We start from the raw sequence: 20,784 nt of genomic DNA on the forward strand, positions 1-20,784 counted from the left end.
ACGGGTGAGGGGCGGCCCCCGGTCAGTGACTGGCCGGTACCGCCACCCCCATCACCTCCCGTGCGTGCCGGCTGGGCACCATGCCGAGGCGCCAGCCCTGCCAGCCGTCGTCGAGGTTCACCCCGCGCTCCAGCAGCAGCTGGTACGCCTCCACGTAGTCGTCGAGCTTCTCGTCCCGCAGGGGGTGAGCCGTGCGGGAGAGCTGGGTCAGCTCCTCCTGGGCGACCGCCGTGCCGATCTCCACGCCACCGGGGGCCGCGTAGGGGAGCAGGGTGCAGCGCAGGAAGCGGGCCCAGTCCTCGCCGCGACGGTCGCCGTAGGACGTGAACAGGGCCACGGCCTCGTCGCACAGCGTCAGCGCCTGCTGTGTGCGGGCGTTGCCCCCGTCCACCACCGCGAGTTCCAGGCAGGTCCATGCCTCGCCGTGGGCGACGCCGATGCGCTGGAAGTCCGCCCGGGCGTCGACCAGGAGCTGGCGGGCAAAGCCGGAGTTCCTGAGCGAGCCCGTCTGGGCCGCCCGCTGGTCGCGGGTGACCCGGGCCGAGTGGTGGCGGGCGCAGGCCAGGCCGTACACGTCGCGCATCCGGGAGAACATCGTGCGCGAGCGCTCCAGTTCGCGCACCGCGTGGTCGAGGTCGCCCGTCTCCTCCAGGGCCTGGCCGAGGTAGTAGACCGTCCAGGCCTCGCCGCGCGCGTCCTCGTTGTCGCGGTGTCTGGACGCCGCCTGGCGCAGGCCGTCGACCGCCGGGGACGCGTCGCCGGCGACGAGCCGGGCGCGGGCCAGCTGGGTGAAGGCCCAGGCCTCGCCGCGGGCGTCACGGGTACGGCCGTAGCGGTCGAGGGCGGCGCTCAGCTCCGTCTCCGCGCGCGGTACGTCGCCCATGCGCAGGGAGAGCTGGCCGAGCTGGAAGTGGGCCCAGGCCTCGCCGTGCACGGACTCACCGTCGTGGTGCAGCACCAGGGACTCGGAGAGCAGGTGCAGCGCCTCGGAGACATGGCCGCGGTCGCGCTCGACGGCGGCCAGGGCGTGCATCGTCCAGGCGCGGTCCGTCGCCAGCTCGGGGGCCGCCTGGAGGTCCAGCGCCTCGCGCAGCTTGCTCGCCGCCTCCGTGAGATTGCCCTGGTGGTGCAGGGTGATGCCCAGGGAGCACAGGGCGCGGGCGGCGCCCGCGTCGTGGTGGGCCTCCATGTAGAGATCGACCACCGAGGTCAGCGTCGTCCGCGCCTTGTCGAGCTCGCCGAGCTGACGGGCCGCGATGCCCGTGCGCCACTGCACCGAGCGGACCAGCAGGCCCTGGTCGACGGCCTGCGCCAGCTCGCTGATCTCGCCCAGGCGGTAGAGGTCGCCGCGCAGCAGGCAGTAGTCGCACAGCGCGCCGAGCAGATTCAGCACCGCCGCCTGGTTCACGCCCTCCGCGTGCCGCAGCGTGGAGGTGATGAAGCTCGACTCGTCGTCCAGCCAGCGCAGCGCCTCGTCCAGCGAGGTGAAGCCGTGCGGGCTGAAGCGGTCTGAGCGGGTCGACATGTTGCCGTCGACCAGGCGCAGGACCGAGTCGGCCAGATCGGCGTAGTTCACGATCAGGCGCTCCTGCGCGGCCGTGCGCTCCGTGGGCTCCTCCTCGTCCAGGAGGCGGGCGTGGGCGAAGGCGCGGACCAGGTCGTGGAGGCGGTAGCGGTTGCCGGGCACATGGTCGATCAGGCCCGCCCGGGACAGGGCCGTCAGATGACGCGTCGCCTCCGACTCGTCCGTCGCCAGCAGGGAGGCGGCCGCCGCGGCGCCGAGGGAGGCGCGGCCGGCGAGGGCCAGCCGGCGCAGCAGCCGGCGGGCCGTCTGCGGCTGGTCGGTGTAACGCAGCCACAGCGCGCGCTCGATCGGCTCCACGGGGCCGTACACCCCGAGATCGGTGGCGAGCTGGCGCGGTGAACGCGGGCCCAGCGACGAGCCGGCGACGGACAGCGCCAGCGGCAGCCCGCCGCACAACTCCCGGATCCGGTCGGCCGAGTCGGCGTCGTAGGGGCCGGTGCTGTCCTGGGCCGCCGCCTCCAGCAGCTCCTCCGCGCCCGCCTGGTCCAGTGCCTCGATCGGGAGTTCGTGGAGGTGGGCCTGGAGGTCGGAGGGCAGTTCGAGTGGCTCGCGCGCGGTGACCAGGACCAGGCTGTCGGACCGCTCGGGGACGAGCGTGCGGACCTGCTCGGGGTCGGAGGCGTCGTCCAGGACGATCGTCACGGCCAGGCCCGTCAGATGCTGGTGGTACAGCTCGCTCAGTCGCTTGACCTGCTGGTCGGGGGAGGAGCGCTCACGGAACAGCAGCTGTTCGCGCGGCGCGCCGAGCCGGTTCAGCAGGTGCAGCAGGGCGTCGCGGGTGGACAGCGGCGGCTCCTCCGGGTTGCCGCCGCGCAGGTCCACGACACAGGCGCCGCGGAAGTAGTCCTTGAGGTCGTGCGTGGCGCGCACGGCCAGAGTCGTACGGCCGCTGCCGGGCGGTCCGTGCAGCACCACCACCGTCGGGCGGGTCTCCGTGCTCGCGCGGGCCGCCTGCACCCACTGCCTGATCCGCGCCATCTCCTGCCGCCTGCCCGCGAACTCGCCCGCGGGTTCGGGGAGTTGACCGAACGACTGGGCCAGCACGCTGCGCCCGCGGGCCGCCGCGCTCTTGTCCGTACCGCGCAGCTTCGGCCCCGTCTTCTTCGGGCCGGTGGACGCGGCGAGCACGCGCTGCTGGTCGAGGAACGGGCGGATGCCACGCACCTCCAGAGCCGTCAGCCACTGAAGCCGCAGCTGCTCCGGCCCGCCCGGCTGGCTCGCGGCGCCCGCCCGGTGGTGCGCCGCGGGCAGATGCGAGCCGGCCACCTTGATCACGGTCGCCGCCGCGCCCGCCACGCCCACGGTGACGCCCGCGCCGAGCGCCGTGCCCGTGTCGGTGCCGAGGGCCAGGTCGGCCACCGCGGCGGTGAGGGCGGCAACGGCCGCCACCAGCAAGGGAGTTCCGGCCCCCTCCTGGGCGTACCTCTGGGCGAAGGTGAGCCGGCCGGCCTCCGTCTCGTCGAGTGCGCGCGTGTAGGCCTCGTACTCCTCGCCGGCCGTCTGCGCCATCGCGTCCAGCGCGCCGCGCGACCGCGAGAGCAGTACCGTCCCGTCGGTGCGTCCTCCGGAGCGTCGTACTTCTTCCTCGACGGCCCGGGCCAACAGCCGTTCGGCGTCCGCCCGATGGCTGTCCCGCATGTCACGTCCCCCTCCGGCGGCAACTCCTCTGGCTACGAGTGTCCTTCGAGTCGAGCCCGAGCGCGAGAGGGCGACGATCAACGGCGCCTGAAGTCCGCCGGGTTCCGGGACCCGTGGCCGCCCACCGCCAGGAGCACACAGACGCAGGCCAGCGCACCCTCGCCCACCGCGCACGCCAGCGCCTGGGCGAGATCGGATCCCGGTTGTGCCGTCGTTATGTCGAACCACGCGTCCAGCACGGCGACGGCCGCCGTGGCCGAGGCGGTCAGGCGGACCCTTGGGTCGTTGCGCAGGCCCAGCAAGGCCGTTGCCCCGCAGCCCGCCGCCATCAGGACGTCCAGGCCGGTCCACGCCAGCGACCAGTTCCGCACCTCGGTGCCGGCCGGGAGGGTCAGATCCAGCACCACCATCCACGGCACCAGCAGCACGGCCGCCGCGCCCAGGACGGTCAGCGTCCACCTCTTCAGCAGCGCGGCCACCACGCCCAGCAGGAGCAGCGTCCACAGGAGCAGCAGCTTCGCTTGGGGCTGCTTGCGCGGCGACCATGCCGGCCTCGTCGAACTCATCAGATTCCCCCTTCTGTTCCCATGCCTCCACGCTAGACCGCAGAGAAAATTCTGCAAAGAAAATTCGGCAGACATCAGGGACGTCTCAGGGTTCTCAGGGTTACGGTGACCGCATGACCGACGGCCCGCCCGATCTGACCAGCCTCGAACGCACCGCCCTCTACAAATCCCTCGGCAACCCGCTGCGCCGCCGGATCCTCGAATACCTGGGCCGGCACGACGAGGCGAACTCCACCGTGCTGGCCAGGGAGCTGGGCGAGAGTTCCGGCACCACCAGCTACCACCTGCGCAAACTCGCCGAGCAGCGGCTGGTCGAGGAGATCCCGGAGAAGTCGGGCGGCAGGGAGCGCTGGTGGCGGGCGCTGCCGTTCCGTCACACCACGCCCGACCCGGCCTCCATGACGCCGGAGGAGTACGCGGCGGCCGAGCACCTCGCCCTGCTGAAGATCGACGTGGACACCGAGCTGTTCCGCCGCGCCCACCAGGAGTACCGCGGCCCGGACGGCTGGGCGCAGGTGCAGCGGCACGGCACCTGGATGACCCGGGCCGAACTCCTGGCGTTCATGCGGGAGTACCACGCCCTCCTCGACCGCCACGGCCACTCCCGCGAGGGAGCACCCGAAGGGGCGCGCCCGGTCAACATGCGTTTCTACGCGGTGCCCGAGCCCGTGGGAGAGTGGAAAGGTGAACCGACTGGCCCATGAGACGTCCCCGTACCTCCTCCAGCACGCCGACAACCCCGTCGACTGGTGGCCCTGGTCGACCGAGGCCTTCGACGAGGCTCGCGCGGCGAACAAGCCCGTCCTGCTCAGCGTCGGATATTCGAGCTGTCACTGGTGTCACGTCATGGCTCACGAGTCCTTCGAGGACCGGGCCACCGCCGACTTCCTGAACGAACACTTCGTCAGCATCAAGGTCGACCGCGAAGAGCGCCCCGACGTCGACGCCGTCTACATGGAGGCCGTCCAGGCGGCCACCGGACACGGCGGCTGGCCCATGACCGTGTTCCTCACCCCGGACGCCGAACCCTTCTACTTCGGCACGTACTTCCCGCCCGCCCCCCGCCAGGGCATGCCGTCCTTCCGGCAGGTGCTGGAGGGCGTGCGGTCGGCGTGGACGGACCGGCGGGGCGAGGTCACCGAGGTCGCCGAGAAGATCGTCAAGGACCTCGCCGGCCGGGAGATCTCCTACGGCGACGCGCAGGTCCCGGGCGAGGAGGAGCTCGCGCAGGCGCTGCTCGGCCTCACCCGCGAGTACGACCCGCAGCGCGGCGGGTTCGGCGGCGCGCCCAAGTTCCCGCCGTCCATGTTGATCGAGTTCCTGCTGCGCCACCATGCCAGGACCGGTTCCGAAGGCGCCCTGCAGATGGCCGCCGACACCTGCGAGCGCATGGCCCGCGGCGGCATCTACGACCAGCTCGGGGGCGGCTTCGCCCGCTACTCCGTCGACCGCGACTGGGTCGTGCCGCACTTCGAGAAGATGCTCTACGACAACGCCCTGCTCTGCCGCGTCTACGCCCACCTGTGGCGCACCACCGCCCGCGGCGGAGCCGCTGACGAGCTCAGCGAGCTCGCCCGCCGCGTCGCGCTGGAGACCGCCGACTTCATGGTCCGCGAACTGCGCACGAACGAGGGCGGCTTCGCCTCCGCGCTCGACGCCGACAGCGACGACGGGACGGGCAGGCACGTCGAGGGCGCGTACTACGTGTGGACCCCGCAGCAGCTCACCGAGGTCCTCGGCGACCAGGACGCCGCGCTCGCCGCCCACTACTTCGAGGTCACCGAGGAGGGCACCTTCGAGAACGGCTCCTCCGTGCTGCAACTCCCGCAACACGAGGGCGTGTTCGACGCGGAGAAGGCCCGGAGCATCAAGGACCGGCTGCTGAGGGCCCGCGCCGACCGCCCCGCCCCCGGCCGCGACGACAAGGTGGTCGCCGCCTGGAACGGCCTCGCGATCGCCGCGCTCGCCGAGACCGGCGCCTACTTCGACCGCCCCGACCTGGTCGAGGCCGCGGTCGGCGCCGCCGATCTCCTCGTCCGGCTGCATCTCGACGAGCAGGCGCGCCTCGCCCGCACCAGCAAGGACGGTCAGGTGGGCGCCAACGCGGGAGTGCTGGAGGACTACGCCGATGTCGCCGAGGGCTTCCTCGCCCTCGCGTCCGTCACCGGCGAGGGCGTCTGGCTGGAGTTCGCGGGCTTCCTGCTCGACCACGTCCTGATCCGCTTCGTCGACCAGGAGAGCGGCACCCTCTACGACACCGCCGCCGATGCCGAGAAGCTGATCCGCCGGCCGCAGGACCCCACCGACAACGCCACGCCGTCCGGCTGGTCCGCCGCCGCGGGCGCCCTGCTGAGCTATGCCGCGCACACCGGTTCGGAGCCCCATCGCACCGCCGCGGAGAAGGCGCTGGGCGTCGTCAAGGCGCTCGGCCCGCGCGTGCCCCGCTTCGTCGGCTGGGGACTCACGGTCGCCGAGGCGCTGCTCGACGGCCCGAAGGAGGTGGCGGTCGTCGGCCCGGCCCAGGACGACGAGGCGACGAGGGCCCTGCACCGCACGGCACTTCTGGGCACGGCACCCGGAGCGGTGGTCGCCGCGGGGGTCGCGGACGGCGACGAGTTCCCGCTGCTCGCGGGCCGCCCCCTGGTCGACGGCGCACCCGCCGCGTACGTCTGCCGCAACTTCACCTGCGACGCCCCGACCACCGATCCGGACCACCTGCGGAGCGTGCTGGGTCGCTGAACCGGCGGGAGGGCTGGAGGAGTTGACGCGGCGCTAGCCCGCGAACTCCTCCAGAGCCCGTTCCACGATGGCCTCCAGCTGTTCGTGGTGGGCGCCCTTCCAGTAGGCGCGGCCGCAGTCCTGGCACTGTGCGAAGACGTCGTAGGAGCGGTGCGTCCCGCCGTGCAGCTGGTCCGCCACCTCCTCCTTGGTGGCCGCCTTCAGCAGGCCGTTGCAGGCGGTGCACCGGGTCCAGGGGCGCAGTTCGGGCCGGAAGCGTTCGAGGATGTCGCGGAGCTGGTCCTCGGGGCTGGTGCTGTAGACGTAGGCGCCGGACCACAGTTCGCGGCGGCGCAGCAGGCCCCGGTCGCGGCTGAGCATGACGCGCCGCTCGGCGGCCGAGCGGGCGGCGAGGGCCGGGTCGCCGATGTCCGTCGACTCGTACGCCGTGTCCACGCCGAGCAGACGCAGCCGGCGGGCGAGGGTGCCGAGATGGACGTCGAGGAGGAACCGGAGGGGGGCGCCCGGGACCCGCTGGGGCCGCTCGACGGGCCGGACCTCGACGGCGTCGCCGGCCCGGGGGACGTACGACGTCGGTACCTCGTCGCCGTTCACCCGCAGCGTGCCGACCTCGGTCAGCGGGACGCCGGTGGACTCGACGACGTGGCCGAGCGTCGAGACGCCGTCGGTGGTGACGGAACTGGCGCCGCCGCGGCGCCCGCTCGCGACGAACAGGGCCAGGCCGGGGGCGAACTCGACACTGATCTCGGGACCGTTCACCCGGTCAGGATGTCACGGGTGGGGGCGGCGGGCTCAGGGGTTTTCGGTGGGCAGGCCGCGCTCCAGGACGTCCAGGGCGCGGTCCACGAGGTCGTTCAGTTCGCCCTCGAAGCCGTTCTCCGCCCAGTACATGGAGGCCTCCATGAGGCCGCCGATGAAGGACATCGCGTAGACGCGGACCTCGAGGCTGTCCGCGTCCAGGCCGTGGCGCTCGGCGATGGCGTCGCGCAGCAGGCGTCCGGTCGCCGACATGCTCTCGACCATCCGGGAGCGGACGGCGGGGACCTGGACGGCGAGGTGGGCCCGCATCCGGGCCACCTCGGGGTCCTCCCGGTCGTTCGCCTCGATGGCCAGGTGCATCACGTGCCGCACCGAGTCCATCCATGACTCCCCGGCGGGCCGGGCGCGCAACTCGTCGGCCATCAGCTGGTCGTACTCGTCCGTGAGGACGATGTCCTCCTTGGCCGGGAAGTAGCGGAAGACGGTCGACGGCGACACCTCCGCCCGCTCGGCGATCTGCTCGATCGTCGTGGCGTCGTATCCCTGCTCCTTGATCAGCGCGTACGTCGCCGCACGGATCGACTCGCGGGTCTTGATCTTCTTTCGTTCGCGCAGGCCCAGTTGGGGGCGGTCGGCGGGGGAGAGGGGGGAACGTGCGGCCGTCATGGGGTTCATTGTCGGGCATCCGCCGCCGGCGCCACCATGTCGGGTCCGGCCTCCTGCGTGGTGCGCGCGGGTGCCGTCCGCGGCAGGAAGGCGGCCGCCAGCAGCGCGGCGACCAGGGCGGCGACGCCGCACACCAGCAGGACGACGCTCATGCCGTGGACGTACGCGCCGTTCGCGGAGGCGGCGAGGTGCCCTGCGATGTCAGGGTGTGCCTGGGCGACCAGGTGCGCGGCGACCACGGAGTCGCCGGCGGTGTCGGCGGCCCGCGCGGGCAGACCCGTCACATCGAGCCGGTCGCGGAAGATCCCGGCGAGCAGGCTGCCGAGCAGGGCGATGCCGATCGCCGCGCCGACCTGGCGCAACGTCATGAGCAGGCCCGAGCCGCTGCCCGCCCGGTCGCGGGGCAGGGTGCCGAGGGCGCCGTCCATCGCGGGCACGACGGAGAAGCCGAAGCCGATGCCGGTGATCGACAGCCACAGCGCGACGAACCCGTAGCCCGAGCCGGCCGTCGTGCGGCTGCCGAGCAGGGCGGCGAAGGCCAGCACCACCAGACCGGCGCTCACCACGGCCCGCGCGCCGAACCGGGCGACCACCGGCTGCGCGCCTCGCGCGGCGATCATGAGGCCGCCCATCATCGGCAGCAGACGCAGACCGGTGCCGAGGGCGTCATGGCCGAGGACGGCCTGGAGGTACGGGGGCAGCACGAACATCAGGCCCGACAGCACGAACATCACCAGGGTCGCGGCGAGCGTGTTGAACAGGAAGCCGCGGTGGCTCAGCAGTGTCATGTCGAGCATGGGGCGTGCCACCCGCCGCTCGCGCAGCACCAGCGCGGTGAGCAGCAGTGCGGCGGCGGCGAACATCGTCAGCACGAGGCCGTCGCCCCAGCCGCGGTCGGGCGCCTCGATGATCGCGTAGATGAGGGCGCCGAGGCCGGTCGCGGTGAGCGCGGTGGACAGGGCGTCGACTGTCGGGGAGGCGGGGTCGCGGGTCTCGGGGAGCAGGAAGACGCAGGCGGCGATGCCGATCGCGGCCATCGGGACGTTGACCAGGAAGACCGAGCCCCACCAGAAGTGGTTCAGCAGCCAGCCGCCGATGATCGGCCCGAGCGGCAGGCCGAGCGCGGAGGCGGCGGAGATGACGCCGACGGCCTTGGTGCGCTCGTCGGCGCCGAACAGCGAGGGCAGCGCCGACAGGGCGAGCGGGGTGACCAGGGCGCCGCCGATGCCCATGAACGCGCGGGCCGCGACGACCCAGTTCACGTCCCCGGCCAGGGCCCCGACGAGTGAGCCGGCCAGGAAGACCCCGAGCCCGGCGATCAGCATCCTCCGGCGCCCGAACCGGTCGCCGAGCAGGCCGGCCGGGAGCATCAAAGCGGCGAAGACGACGACGTAGGCGTCCGCCATCCACTGCTGCCGGCCGGTCGTGGCGCCGAGTTCGGCGGCCATGGTCGGCAGCGCCACGTTGAGGATCGTCATGTCGAAGCCGAGCGTGAGCATGCTCGCGACCAGGGCGCCGAGGGCCCACCAGCGGCGGGGGTCCCGCCGTGTCTCGTCCAAGGGAGTGACAGTAGCCATGAAATGAGAGTAGCTCTCAAAATATAGTTACTATCAATTGGTTTCGGCATGCAAAAAGGGCCACGGCTCTCAAGCCGTGGCCCTGGGGTGCTGCGCGGGTGCCGCGCGGGGGCTATCCGTGCTGGTACGCCACCAGTGAGATCCCCACGTAGTGGACGACGAACGCGGCGAGCGTGAACGAGTGGAAGACCTCGTGGAAGCCGAACCAGCGCGGGGAGGGGTTCGGCCGCTTGATGCCGTAGATCACGCCGCCCGCGCTGTAGAGGAGGCCGCCGACGATCACCAGAACCAGCACCGCGACGCCGCCGGTGCGCATGAAGTCGGGCAGGAAGAAGACGGCCGCCCAGCCCATCGCGATGTAGCAGGGGGTGTAGAGCCAGCGCGGGGCGCCGACCCAGAAGACGCGGAAGATGATCCCCGCGAGCGCCGCGCCCCAGATCCCCCACAGCAGCCACTGACCCTTCGCCCCCGGCAGGAGCAGCATGGTCAGGGGGGTGTAGGTGCCCGCGATGATCAGGAAGATGTTGGCGTGATCGAGGCGGCGCAGGATGCCGTCCATGCGCGGGCTCCAGTTGCCCCGGTGGTACAGCGCGCTCACGCCGAACAGCAGGCATGCCGTCAGGGCGAAGATCCCGCAGGCGATGCGGCCCCGAGGGGAGTCCGCGAGGGCGGTGAGTACCAGGCCCGAGACGAGGGCGGCCGGGAACATGCCGAGGTGCAGCCAGCCGCGCAGCTTGGGCTTGATCGGCTCGGTGAGCTGCTGGGCGTGCTGCTTTATCTGGTGCGGCAGTGAGGGCCCGTCGGAACCGCGGCCGGCGGCCGGCGTGTCCGAGGGCGCGTCGGGGACGGGCGCTGTCATGTCCGGCATCGTACCTACGGAACCGTAAGTTGCGGATGAGTGCGGTCTGAGAACAGGCCAGGAGTGGCCATCGTCTCACGGGAGTTGGGTATCCCGGTACTGCGCAAAGAAACGGTCACTTGAACGCTAGGTGCACGCAAATAAACGCGCCGTGCACGAATGGCACGTGACGATCCCCACTCCGCTCACCTGTGAGGCCCTCTGGACATATGGGCACTCGCGTCGGATGATCAAATGAGTGCGGTCGGCACCGGATGAGCGCTGAAGATCCAGCCGTGAAGCGTCCGGGTCGCAGCCCCCACGGGGCCTCCAAATCAACAAATCCCTCATTTAGGAGCAATCGTGGCGCGCGACAACGCGGCTCCCACCGTCGTTCCCACCAACCACAAGGAACTGATCTCGTGGGTCAACGAGATCGCAGAACTGACCCAGCCGGACAACGTGGTCTGGTGTGACGGATCCGAGGCCGAGTACGAGCGGCTGTGCGAAGAGCTCGTCGCGAAGGGCACCTTCAAGAAGCTCGACCCGATCAAGCGCCCCAACTCGTACTACGCGGCCTCCGACCCCTCCGACGTCGCGCGCGTCGAGGACCGGACCTTCATCTGCTCCGAGAAGGAGGAGGACGCGGGCCCGACCAACCACTGGAAGGCCCCGGCCGAGATGCGGGAGATCTTCCAGGGGGAGAAGGGCGTCTTCCGCGGCTCGATGAAGGGCCGGACGATGTACGTCGTCCCGTTCTGCATGGGCCCCCTCGGCTCCGACCTCTCCGCGATCGGCGTCGAGATCACCGACTCCGCCTATGTCGCGGTGTCCATGCGCACGATGACGCGCATGGGGCAGCCGGTCCTCGAGGAGCTCGGCTCCGACGGCTTCTTCGTCAAGGCCGTCCACACCCTCGGCGCTCCCCTGGCGCAGGGCGAGCAGGACGTCCCGTGGCCGTGCAACTCCACCAAGTACATCTCGCACTTCCCCGAGGACCGCGAGATCTGGTCCTACGGCTCCGGCTACGGCGGCAACGCCCTGCTCGGCAAGAAGTGCTACGCCCTGCGCATCGCCTCCGTCATGGCCCGTGACGAGGGCTGGCTCGCCGAGCACATGCTGATCCTCAAGCTCACCCCGCCGCAGGGCGGTTCGAAGTACGTGGCCGCGGCCTTCCCGTCCGCGTGCGGCAAGACCAACCTCGCCATGCTGGAGCCCACGATCTCCGGCTGGACGGTCGAGACGATCGGCGACGACATCGCCTGGATGCGCTTCGGCGAGGACGGCCGCCTCTACGCCATCAACCCCGAGGCCGGCTTCTTCGGCGTCGCGCCCGGCACCGGTGAGCACACCAACGCCAACGCGATGAAGACGCTGTGGGGCAACTCGGTCTTCACCAACGTCGCGCTCACCGACGACAACGACGTGTGGTGGGAGGGCATGACGGAGGAGACTCCGGCCCACCTGACGGACTGGAAGGGCAACGACTGGACGCCGGCCTCCGAGGTCCCGGCCGCCCACCCCAACGCCCGCTTCACCACCCCCGCCGCGCAGTGCCCGATCATCGCGCCCGAGTGGGAGGACCCGAAGGGCGTGCCGATCTCGGCGATCCTCTTCGGCGGCCGCCGTGCCACCGCGGTCCCGCTGGTGACGGAGTCCTTCGACTGGAACCACGGCGTCTTCCTCGGTGCCAACGTCGCGTCCGAGAAGACCGCCGCGGCCGAGGGCAAGGTCGGCGAGCTGCGCCGCGACCCCTTCGCCATGCTGCCGTTCTGCGGCTACAACATGGGCGACTACATGGGCCACTGGGTCGATGTCGCCAAGGGCAAGGACCAGGCGAAGCTCCCGAAGATCTACTACGTCAACTGGTTCCGCAAGAACGACGAGGGCAAGTTCGTCTGGCCCGGCTTCGGCGAGAACAGCCGTGTCCTGAAGTGGATCGTCGACCGCCTCGACGGCAAGGCCGAGGGCGTCGAGAGCCCGATCGGCATCCTGCCGACGCGGGAGGCCCTCGACACGAACGGTCTCGAACTCTCCGACTCCGACCTGGACTTCCTGCTCACGGTCGACAAGGAGGTCTGGCGCGAGGAGGCCGCCCTGGTCCCCGAGCACCTCAACACCTTCGGCGACCACACCCCGAAGGAGCTGTGGGACCAGTACCGCGCGCTGGTGCAGCGCCTGGGCTGAGCCCCGCTCCTCGCAACAAGACTCCGCGGCCGGCACCGGGGGTACCTCCCACGCCCTTGAGGCAGTGGGGGAGCCTGACCAGTGATCGTCACGGCCGGCCGCGGTGACAGCCGGCGAGGCTCCGCACAACGGCGTGCGGAGCTGTGGGTCCGCTGTCGCTCTTCCGTCCGCCCCGACGGAAGAGCGGCAGCGGGCCCTCGCCCGTTTGCGCCCCCTATCGGCCGACCAGCGCGGAGAGCGTGTCGGTGAAGGAGGCCGCCGACCGGTCGGCGTGCGCGCGCAGCCGGGTGGCGACGGCCTCGGCTCCGCCGCCCTCCACGAGCCGGACGATCCGGTCGGCGCGGCGCTCGTGGCCCTCAGGGGTGTCGGGCAGCGTGGAGAGGTAGAAGTCCTCGGCGTCGTAGGCGAGATGGAACACGTGCTTCTTCACGTCGCTCAGCGTCCAGTAATCGTCGTGGGTCCGCGGCACGGGTTCGGGAGCGCCCACGCACACCACCGGGGTGCCGGCGCCCCACGCGTTGACGCACAGGTGGTAGGTGTCGGTGATGACCAGCCGGTAGCGGGGAAGGACCCGCAGCAGGTCGCCCACGGTGTGGTCGCCGGGGCGGGGCGTGAGGTGCGCGACCTGGGACGGGATGTCCCGGTCGAACCACGGCAGCCATTCCAGCGGGGCGCCGAAGCGTTCGGACAGGCCCTCGCAGAAGGCGGGCAGCCAGTCGGGGATCTTCGTACGGGCGCCGAGGAAGACCCCGATCGCACCGCCGTCCGGGACCTGTTCGGACCACGGCGTCGCCGGGAGGTGGTCCAGGTCGCCCGGGCGCGAGAGCAGCGCCGCGTCCGAGGCGAAGTACTCGTTCGTACGGTCCCCGCGCAGCAGCGCGATCTTGGCGGCCGACAGCGGGTCGCGCATCCAGACGCGGTGGCTGCGGGTCATCAGGCGGGAGAAGAGCGGGCCGAACTCCTTGTCCTCGTAGTCCGACTGGGAGTTGTGCAGGATCGTGCCGCCGTAGCTGAGGGTCCGGGCGAGGACCTCGTCCGGCTGGTCCGCCAGCAGCAGGGTCCGGTTCAGCAGGGCGCGGGCGGCGTCGCGGTCCTCGGCGATGCCGAAGTCCAGCAGGCGGTTGGTGGCGTCCTGCGCCATGTAGTGCCGTGTGTGCAGGAAGTCGCCCCAGAAGACGACCGCGTCGTGGTCGCGGAGTTCGCCGAGGTGCTCGGGCAGGGAGCGGAAGCGGAACGGGAAGTCGGTGCCCCCGGCGGACGCGCGCAGTGGCACGGTCTCCGGCACGTGCAGGGTGTACCAGGTCGGATCGATCCCGGGGCCCATGCGCCGCAGCAGGGATTCGAGGGCCAGGTCGACGGTCAGCATTCCGGTGTTGCGGTACCCGATGTTGGGCGCGGTGATGACGGCGACGCGTGCCATGTGTTCGTTTCCCTCAGCCGTGGCCGGCGCCACGAGCCGTGACGCGGATCTCCGGCCAACGTACACATCGCCGCCGGTCGGGAGGCGGTCCGCCCCTGGACGACCCGGTGGAACGCGCCAGGTACATGGCACCCGGTCCGCGCGTCTCTGCGGGTGCACGCGGACCGGGGCCGTTTCGGGGAGCCCCGTGGGGCTCAGTGCGACGCGAGTTCGCGGGGCTCCAGGGCCGCCGCGTGCACGTCCATCTGCTCGGCGGCGAGGATCGCCGCCGCGGTGTCGGCGCGGGACGCGGCGACGAGGAGGGCGCGCCCGGCGAGGGCGTGCGCCCGGCGGTGCAGGGTGGCGCGTTCGCCCTCGGCGACCTGGCCGGTGACCGCACGGACCGGCGGGTGTCCTCCCCGCAGCCGGGCCACCTGAGCGGTGAGCCGGTCGGCTGCGCCGTCCAGGTCCGCGGACCCGGCGGCGCCGCGCAGCTCGTCCGTGACGGCGAGCAGCGCCGCGAGATGGCCCGCGAGCTGGATGTCCAGCTCCTCCTCACGGGACCGGTGGGGGAAGTCGGAGGTGGTGCCGGCCATCGTGCTGTGGACCGACTTGGTGCGGATCGGTTCGTACATGGATGGCCTCCTGTGCTGTCAGGAAACCATCCTAGCTTAGATTCCGTCTAAAGTTGAGCGAAGTGAAAAGATCTACGGCTGGCCGTAGCCGTCCAGGAAGGTCCCGATCCGGGTGATCGCGTCGCGCAGATCCCCGACCGTCGGCAGGGTCACGACCCGGAAGTGGTCGGGCTCGGTCCAGTTGAAGCCGGTGCCCTGCACGACCATGATCTTCTCGCGGCGCAGCAGGTCCAGGACCATCTGCCGGTCGTCCCTGATCTTGAAGACCTTGGGGTCGAGGCGCGGGAAGAGGTACAGCGCGCCCTTCGGCTTCACGCAGCTCACGCCCGGGATCTGGGTGAGCAGCTCGTAGGCGACGTCCCGCTGCTCCTTCAGCCGCCCGCCCGGCAGCACCAGGTCGTTGATCGTCTGGCGGCCGCTCAGTGCGGCGACCACGCCGTGCTGTCCCGGCATGTTGGCGCACAGGCGCATGTTGGCGAGGATCGTCAGGCCCTCGATGTAGGAGTCCGCGTGCGCGCGCGGCCCGGAGACGGCCATCCAGCCGACCCGGTAGCCCGCCACCCGGTACGCCTTCGACATGCCGTTGAAGGTGAGGGTCAGCAGGTCCGGGGCCACCTTGGCGGTCGGCGTGTGCGTGGCGCCGTCGTAGAGGATCTTGTCGTAGATCTCGTCCGAGCAGACCAGCAGGTTGTGGCGGCGGGCGATGTCGGTGAGCCCCTTGAGCATCGCCTCGTCGTAGACGGCCCCCGTCGGGTTGTTGGGGTTGATGATGACGATGGCCTTGGTGCGGTCGGTGACCTTGCGCTCGACGTCCGCGAGGTCGGGCATCCAGTCGGACTGCTCGTCGCAGCGGTAGTGCACGGCCGTGCCGCCGGACAGCGAGACGGCGGCGGTCCACAGCGGGTAGTCGGGCGACGGTACGAGGACTTCGTCCCCGTCGTCGAGCAGGCCCTGCATGGCCATCACGATCAGCTCGGAGACGCCGTTGCCGACGAAGACGTGCTCGACGTCCGTCTCGATGCCGAGGGTCTGGTTGTGCATGACGACCGCCCGGCGTGCGGCCAGCAGGCCCTTCGCGTCGCCGTAGCCGTGCGCCGACGACACGTTGCGGAGGATGTCCTCAAGGATCTCGGGCGGGCACTCGAAGCCGAACGCCGCCGGGTTGCCGGTGTTCAGCTTGAGGATGCGGTGACCGGCCGCCTCCAGCCGCATCGCCTCCTCGAGCACCGGGCCTCGGATCTCGTAACAGACGTTGGCGAGCTTGGTCGACTGGATCACCTGCATGTCTGGGAGCTTACGGCCCGGTTACGCATCCTGGTCCGTGTTTTCCGCCACGTGAGACGCGGCGTTTGGGCTGTTATCGCCGGTAGCTGTCACAGGAAACCCATGCGTCTCTACAATTCCCTCCCATGTCAGGACCGGATGAGCGCGAGAAGGGGACGTACGGGGCGAAGTCCGCGTACCTCCCGGATGGTGGCCCCCAGGGTCCGCCGAACGTGTTCCATCCGCGGCCCGAACCGTCCCCCGGCTACGACGGCTACGCCGACCCGGCGGCGGCGCACGGCTGGGAGGACAACGCGTACGACGAGACGGCCCAGCTGCCCCGCGTGCCGGACCGGGCGCCGCGGATCGAGGCGCCTCCCGGCGGCCGGCGCCGGCGCTCCCGGCACGGACGCGACCCCCGGCGCTCGCCGCGTGCAGCGTTCCTCGCCGCGGCACTGGGGGCGGTGGCCCTGGTGGCCGTGATCGCCGGCTTCGCCTTCTTGGGATCGTCGTCCGGTGGGTCCGACGACAAGCGCACGGGGCCGACGGCCCCGGATTCCGTGCCGACGGGTGCGAAGTCGTCCCAGGGGGCGTCCGCAGGCGCCGGTGCCCCGTCCGGGGCGCCGTCCGGTTCGACGACGGCGAGCGCGTCGACGCCCGGTTCGGCGGCGGCGGACGCGACCCGCTCGCCGTCGACCCGCCCCACGTCCTCCACGAGCGCGGCGCCGACGCCGAGCCCCAGCGCGACGAGCACAGCCCCGGGCCGGGGCAACCCCGGCGCCGGCCCGGGCCGTGGACACGGGGGCGGCAAGAAGTCCTGAGGCCCGGGCACCGCCCGGCCCCCGGCCCGTCCTCCGCGAGCAACAAGCCCCGACGCCCACGCAACCCGCCCGGTCCTCAACCCGTCCTCCCGGACGCGGGGTTCGGCCCAGCCGGCGCGGCCCCGTGCTTCCCGTGCCCCCGCGGGTCCGAAAGAACTCCTTGCCCCACCATGGCTTCACCCTCACAATGCACATGTCAAATTTATGGGCGACCGGAAGATCTCCGGTCGCCCAAGTCGCAGGAGAGGACCCCCACATGAAGAAGCCTCTCGGCGCCGCGCTCTTCGCCCTGGTGATAGCCGGGGCGGGCGCGGCACCAGCGGTCGCGGCCCCGGTGCCCACCGAAGGCGCCTCCGCGCCCGCCGTCAAGGCCGTCAACTTCGCCGGCACCGTCTCGCTCAGCAACTGCTCCGGCTCCGTCGTCCGCTTCCCCAACTCCGCGGACAGTGACCCGGCGCTCGTCATGACCAACGGCCACTGCCTGGAGACCGGGTTCCCGGAGCCCGGCGAGGTCATCACCGGACAGTCCTCCAGCCGTACCTTCGGACTGCTCAACTCCTCCGGCAGCAAGGTCGCCACGCTCCGGGCCAACCAGGTCGTCTACTCGACCATGACCGACACCGATGTCACGATCTACCGCCTGACCACCACCTACGCGGCGATCAAGAGCTCCTACGGCATCAGCCCGCTCACCGTTCAGAACACGCATCCGACCGCCGGCACCGCCATCACGGTCGTCTCCGGCTACTGGAAGCGGACGTACGCCTGCAACGTCGACGGCTTCGTCTACCGCCTCAAGGAGGGCGACTGGACCTGGAAGGACTCGGTCCGCTACACCTCCGCCTGCCAGACCATCGGCGGCACCTCGGGCTCGCCCGTGATCGACAACGCAACCGGCAAGGTCGTCGCCGTCAACAACACCGGCAACGAGGACGGCCAGCGCTGCACCGAGAACAACCCCTGCGAGGTCGACGAGAGCGGCAAGGTGACCGTCCGCAAGGGCATCAACTACGCCGAGGAGACCTACCAGATCCCCGCCTGCTTCGGCACCGGCAACAAGCTCGACCTGAACGCCTCCGGCTGCGTCCTGCCCAAGCCGTAGCCGTCACGCCCCAAGGGCGGGCCGTCACACGGGACTGCGACGGACCGCCCGCCCCGCCAGCACGTCCGTACGCCGCCCGTCCTCGATCACGAACTGCCCGTCGACGAGGACGTGCGGGATGCCCGTCGGCAGCGCCCGCGGATTCTCGTACGTCGAACCGGCCGCCACCGTCCGCGGGTCGAACAGGACCAGGTCGGCACGGTGGCCCTCGCGGACCAGGCCCCGGTCCGGCAGCCGCAGCCGTGCGGCGGGCCGGGACGTCAGACGGGCGACGCACTCCTCCAGCGACAGCACGCCCAACTCCCGTACGTAGTGGCCGAGATACTGCGGGAAGGTGCCGTACGCCCGCGGGTGCGGCTTGGCGCCCTGGAGGATGCCGTCCGAGCCGCCGGTGTGGACGCGGTGACGCATGATCGCCCGCACGTTCTCCTCGTGGCCCACGTGCTGCAGGATCGTCGGGCCCAGCCGGTCCTCGATCAGCAGGCGGTGGGCCGTGGCCCACGGGGTCTCGCCGCGCAGGTCCGCCGAGTCCTGGACGGTCCGGCCGACGAAGTCGCCGAGCCGCTGGTCGCTCACGCCCGAGATCTCGATCGTGTCCCACTCGATGGGCACTCCGTGGCAGCCGTCCGAGCCGACGACCTCCAGGTCGTGCCGGATCCGCGCGGACGTCTCCTCGTCCGCGAGCCGCTTCAGGATCGCCTCCGGGCCGCCCTCGCTCGCCCAGCTCGGCAGCATCGCCGCGAGCGTCGTGCAGCCCGGCGTGTAGGGGTAGGTGTCGAGGGTGATGTCGGCCCCGGCCGCCAGTGCCTCGTCCAGCAGGGTCAGCAGCTCCGGCGCCCGGCCCTTGTTCACGCCGAAGTTCATGGTGGCGTGGGCCAGATGGAGCGGGCAGCCCGCCTCCCGGGTCAGCTCGACCATCTCCTCGTACGCCTGAAGGGCCCCGGCGCCGTAGGAGCGGTGGTGCGGGCAGTAGTAGCCGCCGTACGACGCCACCACCCGGCACAGCTCGGTCAGTTCGGCGTCCTTGGCGTACATGCCGGGCGTGTACGTCAGCCCCGACGACATGCCGACCGCACCCTGTTCCAGGCCCTCGGCGACCAACTGCCGCATCCGGTCGAGCTCCTGGGGCGTCGCCTCGCGGTCGTCCCAGCCGACGGCGAGCATGCGGACCGTGCCCTGGGGGATCAGGTACGCGGCGTTGACGGCGATCCCGCGGTCCAGCCGGTCCAGATACTCGCCCACCGAGCGCCAGTCGAAGTCGATGTCGTCGCCGTAGCCGTTCCAGCCGGTGATCGCGCGGCGCACCTCGGCGAGCGTGCGGTCGTCGACGGGGGCGTACGACAGCCCGTCCTGGCCCAGCACCTCCAGGGTGACGCCCTGCGCGGCCTTGGCGCTGTGGTCAGGGTCGCGCAGGACGGCGAGGTCGCTGTGCGCGTGCATGTCGATGAAGCCGGGGGAGAGGACCAGCCCCTCCGCGTCCAGCTCCCGCATGGCCTTCGGGCGCTGGCAGCCGGCCGCCGCGGCCTCCTTGACGATGGACACGATCCGGCCGCGGTCGACCACCACGTCCGCGCGGTAGGACGGCGCGCCGCTGCCGTCCACCACGTCCGCGTCCCGGATGACGAGCTGCTCCACGACTCCTCCTCCTGCTCCTGCCGTGCTTCCGGCCGTGCTTCTAGAAGAACGTGCGGATGTAGTCGACGACCGTGCCGTCCGCCTCGACCAGCGGGATCAGCTGCCACTTGTCGAACGACGTGCACGGATGCGACAGGCCCATCCCCACCCAGTCTCCGACCTCCAGGTCCGCCTCGTCACCGGTGCGCAGCCAGGCGTGCTGGTCGGACAGGCCGGTCACCGTGATGCCTGTCGCCGGGCGCTCGGCGCCGCCCGCGCGCACCACCTGGGCGAAGGGGAGGTCCAGGTCGTAGGCCGCGTCGCGCTTGCCCGCGTTGGCGAAGGCCTGCTCGGCCGAGGGCCGCGAGACCACCTGCGCCCACAGGCGGAACGCCGGCTCCAGGGCGCCCTCCCCGGGGACCCGGTTGAAGGGCGTCACCTCGCGGTAGTGCCCGTCGTCGTGCGAGACGTAGGCGCCCGAGCGCAGCAACTTCAGTACAGGGGAGGAGAGTTCGGGGATCTCGGCGAACACGTCTGCCACCGCGTCGAACCAGGCGCTGCCGCCCGCGCTGACGACGATCTCGTCCAGTCCCGCGAACCGTCCCGCCTTGTCGAAGTCGGCGGCGAGCGCGGTCAGCCGCCGCAGCCACGCGTGCACCCGCTCCGGGTCGGCCCGCGGGACCTCGCCCTCGTAGCCCGCGACGCCCACCAGCCGCAGCGTCCGGGTGCCGGCCACCGCGTCCGCGACGGCCGCGCACTCCGCCTCCGTGCGGACGCCGGTACGGGCGCCCTCGCCGGCGCCCAGCTCCACGACGACGTCCAGCGGGCGCGAGGCGCCGTGCAGCGCCGCGTCCATCAGCTCCACGCCGCGCACGGAGTCGACGTAGCAGACGAAGCGGAAACCGGGGTCGGCGTCGAGCTCGGCGGAGATCCACTTCAGGGCCGCGGCGTCGACGAGCTCGTTGGCGAGGAAGACCCGCTCCACACCGAACCGCCGTGCCACGCGCACCTGGTGGGGGACGGCGAGGGTGATGCCCCAGGCGCCGCGCTCGATCTGCTGCCGGAACAGCTGCGGCGCCATGGAGGTCTTGCCGTGCGGGGCGAAGGCGAGGCCGTGACGGGTCGCGTATGTCTCCATGAGCGCCAGGTTGTGCTCCAGGCGCTCCGCCGACAGGGCGAGGACCGGGGTGGCGAAGCCGCCGGTGAAGAGGTTGCGGCGCTGGGCGGCCAGCTCACCCACGGTCAGCCCGTCCGCGTCCGGCGGGAGGCCCTTGAAGCGGTGGTCGACGCGTTCCTCGGCGAGGCGGGCGAGGGCTTCGATGCCCATGGGACCTCCCTGATCAGGTGTATTGCATTGCTTGCAACAGTCATTGCGTATATCGCTTACCGCTGTCT

General features: G+C 71.5%; 16 protein-coding genes. 5 read left to right on the forward strand and 11 right to left on the reverse strand.

Features of this window, described 5'->3' with window-relative positions; translation table 11 throughout:
- Window positions 1-22 precede the first annotated feature (22 nt).
- Window positions 23-3,223 carry a tetratricopeptide repeat protein gene (locus ACGFYN_RS05145; protein WP_393864372.1) on the reverse strand — a complete coding sequence of 1,067 codons (3,201 nt, stop codon included), beginning with the start codon at window positions 3,221-3,223 and terminating at the stop codon, window positions 23-25.
- 77 nt (window positions 3,224-3,300) lie between these two features.
- On the reverse strand, window positions 3,301-3,789 hold the full coding sequence (locus tag ACGFYN_RS05150) for a hypothetical protein (protein WP_393864373.1): 489 nt from the start codon (window positions 3,787-3,789) through the stop codon (window positions 3,301-3,303).
- A gap of 113 nt (window positions 3,790-3,902) precedes the next feature.
- Between ACGFYN_RS05150 and ACGFYN_RS05155 the strand changes: the two genes are divergently transcribed.
- Window positions 3,903-4,493 (forward strand): ArsR/SmtB family transcription factor, encoded by a 591-nt coding sequence (locus ACGFYN_RS05155; RefSeq protein ID WP_393864374.1) that lies wholly within the window; start codon window positions 3,903-3,905, stop codon window positions 4,491-4,493.
- The gene (locus tag ACGFYN_RS05160) at window positions 4,474-6,528 is read left to right on the forward strand and encodes a thioredoxin domain-containing protein (RefSeq protein WP_393864375.1); all 2,055 of its coding nucleotides are present in this window, start codon (window positions 4,474-4,476) and stop codon (window positions 6,526-6,528) included. Before ACGFYN_RS05155 ends, ACGFYN_RS05160 begins: the two co-directional genes overlap by 20 nt.
- Before the next feature lie 33 nt (window positions 6,529-6,561).
- Here ACGFYN_RS05160 and ACGFYN_RS05165 read toward each other — a convergent pair whose 3' ends face one another.
- The 4 genes from ACGFYN_RS05165 to ACGFYN_RS05180 all read right to left on the reverse strand — a co-directional run bounded on the left by ACGFYN_RS05165 (window position 6,562) and on the right by ACGFYN_RS05180 (window position 10,389).
- Complete coding sequence (locus ACGFYN_RS05165) at window positions 6,562-7,287, reverse strand: Mut7-C RNAse domain-containing protein (RefSeq protein ID WP_393864376.1); 726 nt, start codon at window positions 7,285-7,287, stop codon at window positions 6,562-6,564.
- Window positions 7,288-7,320: 33 nt separating this feature from the next.
- Entirely contained in the window at window positions 7,321-7,962 is a 642-nt protein-coding gene (locus ACGFYN_RS05170) for a TetR/AcrR family transcriptional regulator (RefSeq protein WP_393864377.1), read from the reverse strand.
- A complete protein-coding gene (locus ACGFYN_RS05175; RefSeq protein WP_393864378.1) occupies window positions 7,959-9,530 on the reverse strand; it encodes an MFS transporter in 1,572 nt (523 codons plus the stop codon). The genes ACGFYN_RS05170 and ACGFYN_RS05175 overlap by 4 nt, the downstream gene beginning before the upstream one ends.
- A gap of 112 nt (window positions 9,531-9,642) precedes the next feature.
- Window positions 9,643-10,389, reverse strand: coding sequence for a hemolysin III family protein (locus tag ACGFYN_RS05180; RefSeq protein WP_393864379.1), 747 nt, complete (start codon window positions 10,387-10,389; stop codon window positions 9,643-9,645).
- A 342-nt stretch (window positions 10,390-10,731) separates the two neighbouring features.
- Between ACGFYN_RS05180 and ACGFYN_RS05185 the strand changes: the two genes are divergently transcribed.
- Window positions 10,732-12,555 (forward strand): phosphoenolpyruvate carboxykinase (GTP), encoded by a 1,824-nt coding sequence (locus ACGFYN_RS05185; RefSeq protein WP_393864380.1) that lies wholly within the window; start codon window positions 10,732-10,734, stop codon window positions 12,553-12,555.
- Window positions 12,556-12,769: 214 nt separating this feature from the next.
- Here the strand turns inward: ACGFYN_RS05185 and ACGFYN_RS05190 are convergent, their stop codons facing one another.
- The 3 genes from ACGFYN_RS05190 to ACGFYN_RS05200 form a co-directional block, all read right to left on the reverse strand.
- Entirely contained in the window at window positions 12,770-13,975 is a 1,206-nt protein-coding gene (locus ACGFYN_RS05190) for a polysaccharide pyruvyl transferase family protein (protein ID WP_393864381.1), read from the reverse strand.
- 194 nt (window positions 13,976-14,169) lie between these two features.
- The gene (locus ACGFYN_RS05195; RefSeq protein WP_393864382.1) at window positions 14,170-14,589 is read right to left on the reverse strand and encodes a hypothetical protein; all 420 of its coding nucleotides are present in this window, start codon (window positions 14,587-14,589) and stop codon (window positions 14,170-14,172) included.
- A gap of 72 nt (window positions 14,590-14,661) precedes the next feature.
- On the reverse strand, window positions 14,662-15,873 hold the full coding sequence (locus tag ACGFYN_RS05200; protein ID WP_393864383.1) for a pyridoxal phosphate-dependent aminotransferase: 1,212 nt from the start codon (window positions 15,871-15,873) through the stop codon (window positions 14,662-14,664).
- 125 nt (window positions 15,874-15,998) lie between these two features.
- Between ACGFYN_RS05200 and ACGFYN_RS05205 the strand changes: the two genes are divergently transcribed.
- Together ACGFYN_RS05205 and ACGFYN_RS05210 are read left to right on the forward strand one after the other, a co-directional pair.
- Window positions 15,999-16,673, forward strand: a complete 675-nt coding sequence (locus tag ACGFYN_RS05205; protein ID WP_393864384.1) for a hypothetical protein — start codon at window positions 15,999-16,001, stop codon at window positions 16,671-16,673.
- A 256-nt stretch (window positions 16,674-16,929) separates the two neighbouring features.
- Complete coding sequence (locus ACGFYN_RS05210; protein WP_393864385.1) at window positions 16,930-17,775, forward strand: trypsin-like serine peptidase; 846 nt, start codon at window positions 16,930-16,932, stop codon at window positions 17,773-17,775.
- A 24-nt stretch (window positions 17,776-17,799) separates the two neighbouring features.
- Here ACGFYN_RS05210 and ACGFYN_RS05215 read toward each other — a convergent pair whose 3' ends face one another.
- Together ACGFYN_RS05215 and ACGFYN_RS05220 are read right to left on the reverse strand one after the other, a co-directional pair.
- A complete protein-coding gene (locus ACGFYN_RS05215; RefSeq protein ID WP_393864386.1) occupies window positions 17,800-19,410 on the reverse strand; it encodes an amidohydrolase family protein in 1,611 nt (536 codons plus the stop codon).
- 40 nt (window positions 19,411-19,450) lie between these two features.
- The gene (locus ACGFYN_RS05220; protein ID WP_393864387.1) at window positions 19,451-20,716 is read right to left on the reverse strand and encodes an amino acid deaminase; all 1,266 of its coding nucleotides are present in this window, start codon (window positions 20,714-20,716) and stop codon (window positions 19,451-19,453) included.
- Between the last annotated feature and the right edge of the window lie 68 nt (window positions 20,717-20,784).

Source organism: Streptomyces sp. NPDC048419, assembly GCF_043200415.1.
Taxonomy (GTDB): Bacteria; Actinomycetota; Actinomycetes; order Streptomycetales; family Streptomycetaceae; genus Streptomyces.

Coding starts and splice junctions, on each gene's coding strand:
- ACGFYN_RS05175 (WP_393864378.1), bottom strand. CDS start 9,530: ATGGCTACTGTCACTCCCTTGGACGAGACACGGCGGGACCCCCGCCGC.
- ACGFYN_RS05205 (WP_393864384.1), top strand. CDS start 15,999: ATGTCAGGACCGGATGAGCGCGAGAAGGGGACGTACGGGGCGAAGTCC.
- ACGFYN_RS05195 (WP_393864382.1), bottom strand. CDS start 14,589: ATGTACGAACCGATCCGCACCAAGTCGGTCCACAGCACGATGGCCGGC.
- ACGFYN_RS05220 (WP_393864387.1), bottom strand. CDS start 20,716: ATGGGCATCGAAGCCCTCGCCCGCCTCGCCGAGGAACGCGTCGACCAC.
- ACGFYN_RS05210 (WP_393864385.1), top strand. CDS start 16,930: ATGAAGAAGCCTCTCGGCGCCGCGCTCTTCGCCCTGGTGATAGCCGGG.
- ACGFYN_RS05180 (WP_393864379.1), bottom strand. CDS start 10,389: ATGACAGCGCCCGTCCCCGACGCGCCCTCGGACACGCCGGCCGCCGGC.
- ACGFYN_RS05155 (WP_393864374.1), top strand. CDS start 3,903: ATGACCGACGGCCCGCCCGATCTGACCAGCCTCGAACGCACCGCCCTC.
- ACGFYN_RS05200 (WP_393864383.1), bottom strand. CDS start 15,873: ATGCAGGTGATCCAGTCGACCAAGCTCGCCAACGTCTGTTACGAGATC.
- ACGFYN_RS05190 (WP_393864381.1), bottom strand. CDS start 13,975: ATGGCACGCGTCGCCGTCATCACCGCGCCCAACATCGGGTACCGCAAC.
- ACGFYN_RS05170 (WP_393864377.1), bottom strand. CDS start 7,962: ATGAACCCCATGACGGCCGCACGTTCCCCCCTCTCCCCCGCCGACCGC.
- ACGFYN_RS05145 (WP_393864372.1), bottom strand. CDS start 3,223: ATGCGGGACAGCCATCGGGCGGACGCCGAACGGCTGTTGGCCCGGGCC.
- ACGFYN_RS05150 (WP_393864373.1), bottom strand. CDS start 3,789: ATGAGTTCGACGAGGCCGGCATGGTCGCCGCGCAAGCAGCCCCAAGCG.